The sequence below is a fragment of the Aquimarina brevivitae genome (genome assembly GCF_004216895.1).
GTDB lineage: Bacteria > Bacteroidota > Bacteroidia > Flavobacteriales > Flavobacteriaceae > Aquimarina > Aquimarina brevivitae.
In genome coordinates, this window is record NZ_SGXE01000002.1 from 280,765 (window position 1) to 293,384 (window position 12,620).

Below are 12,620 nucleotides of genomic sequence, written 5' to 3' on the forward strand. Positions count from 1 at the left end.
CCCTAGATATTTCAAAAAACAAAAAGATTGCGGTATCTTAGGATTGTAAACAAAACTTTTTATGAAAACTCTAGGACTTATAGGCGGTACTTCCTGGCACGCTACAGTTGAATATTATCGATTGATCAATACTTTGGTGGCTAACGAAATTGGTGCACAGGCTAATCCCGAGTTATTACTCTACAGTCTCAACGTTGAGGTGATGCGAAAAGGAGATGATGATGAGATCAATGCAAAATATCTTGAAGTCTCACAAACCCTACAGGAAGCTGGTGCTGAAGCTATTGTTATCTGTGCCAATACGCCACATATGGTGTACGAATATGTGCAGCCTAAAATTAAGATTCCGATACTACATATTGCAAGTGCCACAGGTAAAGAGGCTGCTAATAAAGGATTGAAAAAATTAGGATTGTTAGGTACTAAGCCTACGATGCAGCGAGATTTTATAAGCAATGTGTTGGCAACAGATTTTGGTATCCAAACCCTACTACCCAAGGATTTAGAGCAATGTCATAAGTATATAGCTGATGAATTAACGCAAGGTAAATTTACAGCGGAAGCAAAGGAATTTTATAAGCAGCAAATAGAGCTATTAAAAACGCAGGGTGCGGATGGTATTATTTTGGGCTGTACTGAGCTTCCTATACTAATGAAAAATGAAGCAACAGTACTTCCTTTACTTTCTACCACAGATCTACACGCCCAGATGGCTGTGGATTTTATTTTGGGTAACTAATACTTTAGAAGCTAATGGTTTTGTTTAAAAATATTATTTTGCTCTATCAAATAATAAGTAAAATTTAAGGTAAGGAAGTACAAACATGATATTACTATTTATCTTCTTTATTTCAGTGTTTCAATTCCTAATCTACTACGTTAAGAATAGATATAAATTAAGGTTCTCAGATCTTTTTATTTATGTACTAATATTAGGAGGTTACATTTTTATTTTCCCAAAATTCCTTTACCCAAAAACTGTTGAGAACGATATTAAATGTGGTATGCCGATTTTAGGAATCACCTTGGCTCTATGGTTATTTGGTTTCCTGGCAAGTACAATAACTCATTTGATTTGGAGATTAAGATTAAAAATGATAGGTTAAAATAAATTGGAAACTACATAGATATTGGATTCAAAAATTTGATTATGATTTCTTATTTTCTGTTTTAAACCCATAGCTTACTTGTCCCAGAAAATCCTTAGGGATTTTTTCATCACCAGGAAAACCAATTTCAACAGTTCCGCTGTCTTCTGGAATATAGTTGGTTTTAAACAGATAATCCCATACACTTAAACTGATACCAAAATTGACACCAAAACTGCCTTTTGGTAAAGTATAGGCATGATGGTATAAATGCATCACAGGATTATTAAAAATATACTTTAAGGGCCCCCAGGTAATTTTAAGGTTGGCGTGATTGAGATGACCTATGGTTATCGCAATAAAATGTACGATGTAAGCCTGCTCTGGTTCAAAACCTCCCAATAGCATTACACCAAGTGTTTTAAGTGGTTTGTAAAAGATGTTTTCCATCCAGTGATAACGCAGATGCGCTGCAAACCCCATTTCTTTTACACTATGGTGAATTTGATGGTATTTCCACAGTACTGGATATTTATGTAAAAGCAGGTGGGTAAACCACTGCACAAAATCCAATATGATAAAAAACACTAATAATTGTAGCCACATCGGCCAGTTAGCTGTATTAATTATTGCCAGAGAAGTGGCGCTGATGCCTAAATCGTTAAAAAAAAGTGCTATTAGTTTATAAAACCCACTGATAACAATGGCAAAAACAAAGAAGTTGAAAAACATATAAAAGGCATCTAACCAAAAATCTTTTCTAAAAACAGCCTGATTTTTTCGCCACGGAAACAATAACTCCAATCCCCAAACTACGACGGAAATTAGAATTAGCCCCCAGAAATAATTATGATACCAGCTTACCTGGAATAGTATAGATTTCCAGGTGTAATTAACAGTGCCCAGTAGTGCATTTAAAAAGCCTTCAATATAATACTCCATAATCATCAACATAGATAAGGTACAAAAGTACCATTTTTTGATGAGTACCTTTGTAACTCTGGTTACAGTTTGAGGAATAAGTGGTGGGGTGTTTTTATGGATATTGTAAAAATGATCGCTGCTATTTTTTGAATAATAGGCAATTATTTTTGCGGGATTCTTAAAGAGAATCTGATGGTCAGCAGTAGTTTTTTGATTTTTGTACCGTATCTTTGAAACACAAAGTTTCTCTTCTATGGATACAGAAATTCTTGCCAGAATCCAATTTGCTTTTACTGTTGCATTTCACTACATCTACCCGCCATTAAGTATTGGTTTGGGGCTGTTGATGGTCATTTTCGAAAGTATTTACGTACGCACCAAAAAGAAAGAGTATCACGTGCTCGCTAAATTTTGGACTAAAATATTTGCCTTAACCTTTGGGATTGGTGTGGTAACAGGAATCGTTATGGAATTTGAATTTGGAACCAATTGGGCGGTGTATAGCAGATACGTAGGGGATGTTTTTGGTAGCGCTTTAGCCGCAGAAGGTATTTTCGCATTTGCTTTAGAAAGTGGTTTTTTGGGCGTGCTCTTATTTGGATGGAACCGAGTCAAACCTTGGGTGCACCTGGTAGCTACGGTAGGTGTGTTCTTAGGGTCTATGTTTTCGGCCATATGGATTGTGGTGGCAAATAGTTGGCAACAAACACCAGCAGGTTATCATATCGTAGGCGAAGGATTGAACGCTCGGGCAGAGATTACTGATTTTTGGGCGATGGTATTTAATCCATCTAGTGTAGATCGATTACTACACGTATGGTTGGGTGCCTTCTTGGCAGGTGCTTTCCTGGTGCTGAGTGTACACGCTTATTATTTGATAAAAGGAAGGTATGTGGATATTTCTAAAAAAGCATTTAAAATAGCATTGGTTGTAGCCACAGTGTTTTCGCTAAGTCAATTGGCTTCAGGTCACAGTTCTGCGGAAGGCGTTGCGGTATATCAACCGGCTAAATTGGCTGCTATGGAAGGGCATTTTGCTGCAAATGCACCGGCAGATATGTATATACTAGGTTGGGTAGATAAGGAACAGCAAAGGGTGTCGGGGATTAAAATTCCCGGAGGACTATCTTTTTTAATGCATTATAATTTTAATTCACCAGTTACGGGGCTTACCGCTTTTCCTAAAGATGAACGTCCGCCTCAGGTAAATGCAGTTTTTCAGTTTTATCATATTATGGTAGCCATAGGGATGACGTTAATTCTGTTAACGTGTTTAGCGGTTTTCTTTTGGTTTAAAAAATCTTTGTTTGAAAAAAAATGGTTGTTGTGGATATTTGTATTTGCCGCTATATTACCACAAATAGCCAATCAAGTAGGTTGGTTTACTGCAGAGATGGGGCGCCAACCTTGGGTGGTGTATGGACTTTTGAGAACTTCTGAAGCTTTTTCGCAGGCGGTAACAAGCAATCAGATTTTGTTTTCATTAATCCTATTTTTTGCGGTGTATAGTTTGTTGTTTTTACTCTTTGTCTACTTGCTCAATAAAAAAATTAAGCATGGGCCTTATGATGAGTCTGAAGATGATGATCGACCACTAACCAAAGGTATTACTGAAGTACTCACAGGAAACGCTTAATTTATGGAAACATTTTTAGGAATAGATTATCCCACTTGGTGGTTTTTAGTTGTAGGAGGTTTATTTTCTGGCTACGCCATATTGGATGGATTTGATTTTGGAGCAGGAGCGTGGCACTTATTTTTTAAAAGCGGGTATCAAAGACGAATTGCCCTCAATGCTGTGGGACCGGTTTGGGATGGTAATGAAGTTTGGCTGGTTATTGGAGGTGGAGCATTATTTGCTGGTTTTCCATTGATGTATGCTACCTTTTTCTCCTCAATGTATATTCCTTTTATGCTCTTTTTAGTATTTATTATTTTTAGAGCAATTGCCATAGAGTTCAGGGGTAAAGAAGAAATGAAATGGTGGCGAAAACTTTGGGATACGTGTTATAGTATCTCCAGCATCATGCTTGCATTTTTATTAGGTATTGTATTAGGTAATGTGCTTCAAGGAATCGCTATTGGCGAAAACTATTTGTATCAAGAAGCTGGCTTTTTTGAATTTCTTAATCCTTATTCCTTAATGACGGGATGTACTTCCTTGGCGCTATTTATGGCACACGGAGCTATTTATTTGCTGCTTAAGACAGAGGGAAGAATGTTTGCAAAACTTACCCTTTTGTTAAAGAAAGGAATGATTTTCTTTATGGTAAGTTTTGGTATTACTACCTTGTATACCTTATTATATATTCCGCATTTATCAGATGATTTTAAACAAAACCCTTACCTTTTTATAATTCCTGTACTAACGTTTTTGAGTATTGCAAATGTGCCGCGATTAGCTAATAAGAAGAGGTTTCGAATTGCTTTTTTCTTTTCTTCGTTAACCATAGCATTTTTGTTGATGTTGGTAGCTATAGAGCTATATCCTAATCTTTTGATGTCTTCTATTGACCCTAAGTACCATATTGATATCTACAATTCAGCTTCGTCTACCAAATCGTTGAAAATAATGATGACTTTCGTGGCGATAGGTGGGCCGCTGGTCTTGGGATATACCATTTTTGTGTATAGAACATTTAAAGGAAAAGTTCAATTGGATGAAACCAGTTACTAAGTTTTGATCTAGTAGTTACAACAAGCAATTTGCTACTTTTTAGGTGCTAGGTAACATTTGTTACAGACATTTGGGTGGGTATCGATTATTTTTGTCAAAAAGAAAAATATGGAAATTTTAATGGATTCCTGGCCTTGGTATATATCGGGTCCAATGATTGCATTGGTAATGGGAATGTTGATTTTTGTCGGTAAAAATTTTGGAATGTCATCCAACCTTCGAACACTTTGCACGATTTGTGGAGCAGGTAGAACAACCCATTTTTTTAGGTTTGACTGGAAATCTCAACGCTGGAATCTACTTGTGGTACTCGGTGCCATTATTGGCGGTTTTATCGGTGCTCATTTGCTAAGTACAACAACAGATGTAGCCATACACCCAGAGGTAATCCATGAACTGAACACATTAGGATTTAATGATGCTGGATCTGCCTATTTACCAGAGAAATTATTTGACACAAGTGTTTTTGGAGATGGTATTAGCCTTATATTCTTAATTGTAGGAGGTTTTTTAGTAGGTTTTGGAGCACGCTATGCAGGTGGATGTACTTCTGGTCATGCCATTAGTGGACTAAGCAATTTTCAATTACCATCACTTATAGCCGTTATCGGCTTTTTTATAGGCGGTTTGGTCATGGTTCATTTGTTATTTCCTTTATTATTTTAAGATATGAGAGCAGTCGTTTATTTAGTTATCGGAGTCATTTTTGGTATAACCATGTATAAATCAGAAGCAGCGTCTTGGTTTAGGATCTATGAAATGTTTCAGTTTAAATCCTTTCATATGTATGGCATTATTGGCTCAGCTTTGATTGTTGGTGCACTACTGATATTTTTGATCAAAAGATTTAAACTAAAATCAATATACGGGGAGCGAATTGTTTTTATGCCAAAAGAGCGGAGTTTTAGCAGGTACATGTTTGGAGGTATTTTATTTGGATTAGGTTGGGCGCTGGCTGGAGCGTGTCCAGGACCCATGTTTACTTTGATAGGAGCCGGCTATAGTCCTATTTTAGTAGTGATAGCTTCTGCAATTTTAGGAACCTATGTTTACGGACTACTTAAAGATAAGCTGCCACATTAAACAACATAGGTTATTTAAATAATTCAGGAAACGTGGAGAACTCTATTTGCCAAACAAGCGGAAGTAAATAGTAAACCATCACTGTAGCAATAAGGATAGAAATTATATTCATCCACAATCCTGCACGAACCATTTGTTTTATGGAAAGTAACCCAGAGCCAAATACAACTGCATTGGGGGGTGTTGCCACCGGAAGCATAAAGGCACAGGATGCTGCAATAGTTGCCCCAATCATTAGAAAATAGGGGTGAATATCAATTGAAAATGCCAGAGCAGCTAACACTGGCATGAGCATTGCTGCGGTGGCTACGTTGGAGGTGATTTCTGTTAGAAAATTAACTACAGCTACAATCCCTAACAGCATTAATAGCATTGGCAGTGATTTAAATATCACCAACTGATCTCCTATCCAGGCTGCTAGCCCAGAGGTTTTAAAACCTTCTGCCAATGCAAGTCCTCCTCCAAATAGTAGTAGGATCCCCCAAGGTATTCGTTCTGCAGTTTTCCAGTCTATAATACCTAATCTTTTCTTTTTCCCTGAAGGAATTAAAAATAATAGTAGCACGCCAATAATGGCTATTACGGTATCGTTGATGCCTGGAAGTATTTTTTTCAATAGAAATGAACTACAAATCCAAGAAATTGCTATTACGATGAATATGAAGAAAACTGCTTTCTCCTGATATTGCATTGTACCTAATTCTTTTAGTTGCTTATAAATAGCGGATTTGCCCCCGGGTATCTCTTGCAACTTATGAAAAGATTTGAACTGAGTTAGATAAACCCAACCAATTACTAGCATTAAGAGGCTAAAAGGTAAACCTATGCACATCCATTGCGTAAAACTGATAGTTTGTCCATAGAGTTCTTCCACAATACCTACAAAGATGATATTGGTTGGAGTCCCTATAATGGTCGCAATACCCCCTATAGAACATCCATAAGCTATTGCGAGCATTAGGGATCGTCCCATCACTTGTTTTTGTTTTTTAGAAACCTCTAAACTGGTGACTATGGCTAGTCCAATAGGCAACATCATTACTGCAGTAGCGGTATTGGAAATCCACATGCTTAGAAATGCTGTAGCCATCATAAAACCTAAAATCACTTTGTTCCAGTTGGTACCAACCCTATAGATAATAGTTAAAGCAATGCGTTTATGCAGCTTTGTTTTTTCTATGGCTGCCGCGATGATAAATCCACCAAGAAATAGAAATAGCATTTGATTTGCAAAAGCTGATGAAGTTTCGTTTGCCGAAAGTACTCCTGTTAATGGAAATAAAATTAACGGCAATAATGCAGTGGCCGCAATGGGTATCGCTTCAGTAATCCACCAGACTGCCACCCATACGGCAATGGCTAGTGTAGCAATACCTTTTGGATTTAATCCCTTGGGATGCAGAAAGAAATTCAGTATCACAAAAGATAGTGGTCCTAATAAAAGTCCGATGGTTTTTATTTTCATTTCAGCAGCATATAAAGTAGGTAAGTTACTTTAATTTATGAAATCGAAATAATCTTAGTCATAAAAAAGGTGCACTGTTATGGTGCACCTTAAATTCTATTAGAATTCAACGTAAAGGAAGTTTATCCTTTATCGTTTTTCATATTATTTTTAACTGTTTGGTAAAAGTTATCAAAATTAGGATCAATAATGATTCTGGTAACGGTTTCTATACTTTCCATACCATACTCACTTTTACCAACTACTTCGATGCGCTTAGGGTCCACCTTGAAATCTTTTTGCAGCGCTCTAGCTACTGCCGCAGCTTGTAGGGAACTCAAATCCCAATTATCCGAAAGGGGTTTACCATCGAATTTTAGTGCATTGCTATTTCCTTCAACAATTACGTGTAGATCTTTCTTTTGATTTAGTACGCCAGCGATTTTACCCAGCACACCTTTAGCTTTGTCTTCAAGCTTATAGGATTTGTCTGGATCTCCAAATAAGTTGGCGTTAGGAATCACCATATATACCACACCTTGCTTCACCGTAATATTAGCATCACCACCAATTTTATCTTTAAAAATGGTCAAAGCCGCTAAATTGATAGAATCTTTTTTAGTGATTTCATCATTAATGGTCTTAAGCTGCTTATCTTTCTCCTGCACGGTCTTCAACAATTTTTCGGAGTTCTCAGCTTTCTTTTTAGATAGTTCGGTAAAACTACCCATATTGGCTAGTAATGATTCATTGGTCTCTTTAAGGCTTTTTACCTGAGCTTCCATTGATTTAGCTTTGGATTCTGCTACAGAAATTTGTTTGCTGGTCTCCGCTAGTTCGTTTTTGGTAGTTCTAAGCTCGTTTCTAAGTTTGTCAATTTCTGCTAAAAGATCTTTTTTCTTTTGTGCTTGTAGACTGGTTACCGTTAATACTAAGGTAGTTAATAAAATAAATTTGTTCATAGTTATTATGATTTGTTGCAGGCGCTAAAGTAAAACTTTTTTGCAATAATTAAATTTTTTCTAATCGGTTTTGTTTAATAATTCTTTTGCGTTTTTAATGCTACTATTCACAGCATCACGCATTTGCTCCACTTCTTGTTGTTCTTTTTTTAATTCTTGTAATTGTTTCTTTAGTTGATCTGGTGTGTAATCATTTAATTTGGTACCCTGATGAGGAAACTTTTCACTAAAATCCTGCATCCAGTCCATCATAAAATCATAGGCGTTTTTTAACTCTTCTTGTGCCTGGCTATATTGCTGGCCTATAGCTGTAGTATCTTTTTTTGCTTCTAAATCTTTGATTAAAGAACTTAATTCCCCCATCTTAGGCATTACGTCATCGTGGGCAAATACGATTTCTTGCATCGTCTTGTCAAATTCTTTTTCTTCTTCTGAAACTGAATTACATGATGTGAATATACACAACACTAATGGGATAAAAAGTAAATTATAAATTTTCATAAATGATTCTTTAAGTTTAAAAATAAGAACTTAAACCTTCTTTTAAAAGTTGGAGCAGCTTTTTATTCGTTAAGATATTGCTTTGGAATTGGGTTTTCAGGTGTTTCTGAACACCAATATACATTGATAATCCACCATCTATTTCCATCGTTAAGGAGCTGAATACTGTTGATTCCTCTCATAAATGGAGTTTTATCAGATTTACTTTTAAAAGAAGCATAAGTGCTAAAAACTTGTGCTATGTTGCCGTAGGTATCAACTGATCTGTGTATTTCGTTTTCGAAAAAACCATTGGCAATAAGCCACTTACCCGAGGTCTCTATGTATTGCTGGGGAGATAGAAATCTAACGTTGATGTCACCATTTTGAGCTTTTCCACTAGGAATTAATTTAGCTTCGGGTTTAAACAAATATTGGAAAAGTGCCCAATCTCGTTCTTCCCCTTTTTCGCCAGAGATTACTTCATAAAGTGTATTGATAATAGAATCCACACTGTCAACATGTTTAGCATAGTCCCCGCTATTTTGCTGGGCGTTTACAGCATGGATATAAAAAGGAAATATAATCAGTAGTAGTATTTTTTTCATAAGTAAAACTTGATCTTGTACTTATAACAGTATTTATTAAAGAATATTTTAAGCAATTCATAATTTTAATTTTAGTTAAAAGACATATCGTAGGTAATACTGTTTATCAATGGAAAAGACTATTGAAGTATAGCCATTAACAACACTTATAAAACAATAGGTACACCAGTCCCGGTAGCGGATTGAAACGATCCGGTGGCTAAGGAAAAGATACGATCTGTTAACTAATTACATCAATTTAAATACAGGTGTAATGAAAATCAGATAGTTATAAATACTTTTTATTTCTTGTTTTTTTATATTTTTAAAAAATCAAACCATTGGGGGTAACACTATATTCATCATATTGATATAGGGATAGAAACCTATATTAACAAATGGCTACTATGCTAGATGGTAATTTGCAAGTATTGTAATTCTCCATCTCTGATTTTAGTTTAAACACTTATCATATGAAAACTTACTTTTTATGTATTATTTGCGGAGTTCTTTGTTTCTCTTGTTCCAGTGATGACGATGCGGTTGTCATTGTGCCTGATTTTACCGTATCCCAAATCACAGATGAACGTGATGGGAATACGTACGCAACAGTAAAAATTGGAACGCAGGTTTGGTTCGCTGAAAACCTCAATTATGAATTACCTAATGGACAGAGTAGGTGCTATGAAGATTTGGCTAGTAATTGTTTTACGAATGGAAGATTATACCGAGCAGACGATGCCGCTACTGCTTGCCCTGATGGATGGCATTTACCGAGAGATGCAGAGTGGCAGGAACTAATTGATTATCTTGGTGGCAATAGTACTGCCTTAGCTTTATTTGAAGTAGATGCGGAATTGCAAGGACAAAAAGTAAATTTCAATTTACTACCATCAGGACGCTATTGGTCAAGTCAAGTAGGATATGAGTTTATGAATACCATCGGGTTTTATTGGACGTCAAGCCCAGGAATTTCCCAGTTTACCACTTTTAAATACAAGGAATTTAATCCAGGTTCCACTCTTTCTACTCTTCAGGAAAATCCTAGTAGAGGTATGAGTTGTCGCTGTGTGAAGGACTAACCCTTTTTTTAGTGATTTTAAGTGAAAGTAGCTTAGTAACCTTATACTCTAGGTGTGCCTCTATAACTATCTGGTAGCAACAATTTGTTAGGTATATCCGTAAAGCATAAAGTAGGAGTAAGCTATTATAAACCAAGTAAAGGTGAATTTTTAACTTTATGATAGGTTAAACCGGCTTTTATACAGCTTTTTAGTTCAGTTGCTGGTAATCTCTGTTTTAAATCAAAAAGTAGTGCTCTATTTTTTTCATAGGTAAAAAGATCACGATAGACCAGTTTAAATGTTGGTATGAGCTTTGTGGTGCACTGAAAATACATTGCAAATTGATCCGGTGCTTTTGATTTCCAATCCATACGAAGTGTACTACCTATGTCAGTAGTATAGCTTGGTTCTCCCCATTTTAAACTTTCTTCAATGGTATGGATTTCTTCGCATGCGTCAGCGGTATCTATAATCAGTTGTCGAAGTTCTAACAAACGACCTCTTACATACGAAGGGTAACTGTTCATTTTCTGTTTGGCTTCAGGTGTGGTGATAACAGTTAGAAGATCCATTGCTGAGGGAGTTTGCTAGGTTATAGTTTATTTTTTCTTTTGATTGAAAACAATTTTAAGAATCAGTAATCCTAAAAAGAAACCAATAGAAAATAATAGTGCAGTATCCATAATTATATAGTTTATAAGCCCTTAAGAAAGATAGTAAATAAATCTGAAATAGGTGTGATACGTTATTTATGACTTTTTCCTTTTTTTAAGAGTAAATAGATCTTTTCTTCTATCCCTCAGGTTTTTAACACTCCCGAATTGATTTAATTCGCGCAGCAAACTAATATCTACATCTGCAATTAAAATCATCTCGGTATTGGGTGTGGTTTCTGCTTTAATACCATTGGACGGAAAGGCAAAATCACAAGGAGTAAACACTGTGGATTGTGCATATTGGATATCCATGTTCTCTACCTTAGGAAGGTTGCCTACACTACCAGCAATAGCCACATAGCATTCGTTTTCAATTGCCCGGGCTCGCGCACAATTACGGACTCTGGAGTAGCCATTTTGTGTATCTGTTAAGAACGGTACAAATAGTATATCCATCCCTTCATCTGCTAATAAACGACTTAATTCTGGAAATTCTGAATCATAACAAATAAGTACACCGACCCTACCACAATCCGTATCAAAGGTTCGGAGTTCATTTCCTCCTTGCATACCCCAAACTTTTTCTTCATCCGGCGTTACGTGTAGTTTTTCATAGCGTTCGGTGGTACCATCTCGTTTACATAAATAGCCTACATTGTATAATAAGTCATCCTTCATTTCGGGCATACTACCGGTAATGATATTGATATTATAGGAAATGGCAAGTTCTGAGAAACGACGGATTACTTCATCCGTGTGTTTAGCAAGCTCTCGGATTGCTTGAGCTTCTGGCAGGTGATTGTTTTCGGCCATAAGCGGAGCATTAAAAAACTCGGGGAATAACGCGAAATCAGATCGATAACCAGATACTGCATCAATAAAATATTCAGCTTGATTCATCACTTCATCCAGATTCTTGTAGGGTCTCATTTGCCACTGAATAAGTCCCAGGCGTACCACTGTTTTTTTGGTAGCTGCTTTCTTTACTGGTTTTTCATAGTAAATATTATCCCATCTTAGCAGCACTGCATATTCATTGCTGGCTTCATCCCCCTCGAGATAGCCTTTTAAAACCTGCATAGGATGAAAATCATTGGATATCTGAAAGTTTAATACAGATTCGTGAATCTCTTTTCGCTTCACTCTTTCTATATATTCCTTAGGTGTATATTGATCGGCATATTTGTAGTAATTAGGAATTCTACCTCCAAATACGATAGCCCTAAGATTTAAGCGTTCGCACAACTCCTTTCTGTAGTCATACATTCTGCGTCCTAAACGCAATCCACGATATTCAGGTTTTATAAATACATCAATACCATATAATACATCTCCATCATTGGTATGGGTATCAAAACTATAATCTCCTGTAATTTCTTTATAGGTATGCGTAGGATCAAATTGATCATAATCTACAATTATAGAAAGCGCACATCCTGCCAATTGATTATTAATTTTAATAACTACCTGGCCTTCGGGAAACTTTTTGATGAGTGCTTTAATATCATTTTTTTCCCAGTAGGGATCAGGAACGTTGACATACGACTCAATCATCGCTGTTTTCAATTCCTCATAGTCGCTCATTTTAAGATACTTCAGCTCAATATTTTCAATGTCCCTAATCATGCGTATAATTCTTTTTTCTATAGTGGTAA

The 12,620-nt window shown here is 36.2% G+C and carries 13 protein-coding genes; 6 read left to right on the forward strand and 7 right to left on the reverse strand.

Annotated features, from left to right (window positions below):
• Positions 1 to 61: 61 nt before the first annotated feature.
• Positions 62 to 739: an aspartate/glutamate racemase family protein gene (locus tag EV197_RS09060; protein ID WP_130286435.1), complete on the forward strand. Its 678-nt coding sequence runs from the start codon at positions 62 to 64 to the stop codon at positions 737 to 739.
• Between the two features lie 409 nt (positions 740 to 1,148).
• Here the strand turns inward: EV197_RS09060 and EV197_RS09065 are convergent, their stop codons facing one another.
• Positions 1,149 to 2,030 carry a sterol desaturase family protein gene (locus EV197_RS09065; protein ID WP_130286436.1) on the reverse strand — a complete coding sequence of 294 codons (882 nt, stop codon included), beginning with the start codon at positions 2,028 to 2,030 and terminating at the stop codon, positions 1,149 to 1,151.
• Between the two features lie 235 nt (positions 2,031 to 2,265).
• Between EV197_RS09065 and EV197_RS09070 the strand changes: the two genes are divergently transcribed.
• The 4 genes from EV197_RS09070 to EV197_RS09085 all read left to right on the forward strand — a co-directional run bounded on the left by EV197_RS09070 (position 2,266) and on the right by EV197_RS09085 (position 5,772).
• Complete coding sequence (locus tag EV197_RS09070) at positions 2,266 to 3,648, forward strand: cytochrome ubiquinol oxidase subunit I (protein ID WP_130286437.1); 1,383 nt, start codon at positions 2,266 to 2,268, stop codon at positions 3,646 to 3,648.
• A 3-nt stretch (positions 3,649 to 3,651) separates the two neighbouring features.
• Positions 3,652 to 4,689, forward strand: coding sequence for a cytochrome d ubiquinol oxidase subunit II (gene cydB, locus EV197_RS09075; protein ID WP_130286438.1), 1,038 nt, complete (start codon positions 3,652 to 3,654; stop codon positions 4,687 to 4,689).
• A gap of 108 nt (positions 4,690 to 4,797) precedes the next feature.
• Positions 4,798 to 5,355, forward strand: a complete 558-nt coding sequence (locus tag EV197_RS09080; RefSeq protein WP_130286439.1) for a YeeE/YedE family protein — start codon at positions 4,798 to 4,800, stop codon at positions 5,353 to 5,355.
• 3 nt (positions 5,356 to 5,358) lie between these two features.
• On the forward strand, positions 5,359 to 5,772 hold the full coding sequence (locus EV197_RS09085) for a YeeE/YedE family protein (protein ID WP_130286440.1): 414 nt from the start codon (positions 5,359 to 5,361) through the stop codon (positions 5,770 to 5,772).
• Between the two features lie 10 nt (positions 5,773 to 5,782).
• Here the strand turns inward: EV197_RS09085 and EV197_RS09090 are convergent, their stop codons facing one another.
• From EV197_RS09090 to EV197_RS09105, 4 genes are all read right to left on the reverse strand, one after another.
• Positions 5,783 to 7,237 (reverse strand): SLC13 family permease, encoded by a 1,455-nt coding sequence (locus EV197_RS09090; protein WP_130286441.1) that lies wholly within the window; start codon positions 7,235 to 7,237, stop codon positions 5,783 to 5,785.
• 122 nt (positions 7,238 to 7,359) lie between these two features.
• Complete coding sequence (locus EV197_RS09095; protein ID WP_130286442.1) at positions 7,360 to 8,178, reverse strand: OmpA/MotB family protein; 819 nt, start codon at positions 8,176 to 8,178, stop codon at positions 7,360 to 7,362.
• A 60-nt stretch (positions 8,179 to 8,238) separates the two neighbouring features.
• The gene (locus EV197_RS09100) at positions 8,239 to 8,679 is read right to left on the reverse strand and encodes a hypothetical protein (protein ID WP_130286443.1); all 441 of its coding nucleotides are present in this window, start codon (positions 8,677 to 8,679) and stop codon (positions 8,239 to 8,241) included.
• Positions 8,680 to 8,741: 62 nt separating this feature from the next.
• Entirely contained in the window at positions 8,742 to 9,266 is a 525-nt protein-coding gene (locus EV197_RS09105; protein ID WP_130286444.1) for a hypothetical protein, read from the reverse strand.
• A gap of 452 nt (positions 9,267 to 9,718) precedes the next feature.
• On the opposite strand from EV197_RS09105, the gene EV197_RS09110 reads away from it, so the two are divergent.
• A complete protein-coding gene (locus EV197_RS09110; RefSeq protein WP_130286445.1) occupies positions 9,719 to 10,327 on the forward strand; it encodes an FISUMP domain-containing protein in 609 nt (202 codons plus the stop codon).
• Between the two features lie 125 nt (positions 10,328 to 10,452).
• Here the strand turns inward: EV197_RS09110 and EV197_RS09115 are convergent, their stop codons facing one another.
• Together EV197_RS09115 and EV197_RS09120 are read right to left on the reverse strand one after the other, a co-directional pair.
• On the reverse strand, positions 10,453 to 10,881 hold the full coding sequence (locus EV197_RS09115; protein WP_130286446.1) for a DUF1801 domain-containing protein: 429 nt from the start codon (positions 10,879 to 10,881) through the stop codon (positions 10,453 to 10,455).
• Positions 10,882 to 11,058: 177 nt separating this feature from the next.
• Positions 11,059 to 12,591 carry a bifunctional GNAT family N-acetyltransferase/carbon-nitrogen hydrolase family protein gene (locus EV197_RS09120; RefSeq protein WP_130286447.1) on the reverse strand — a complete coding sequence of 511 codons (1,533 nt, stop codon included), beginning with the start codon at positions 12,589 to 12,591 and terminating at the stop codon, positions 11,059 to 11,061.
• Positions 12,592 to 12,620: the final 29 nt, after the last annotated feature.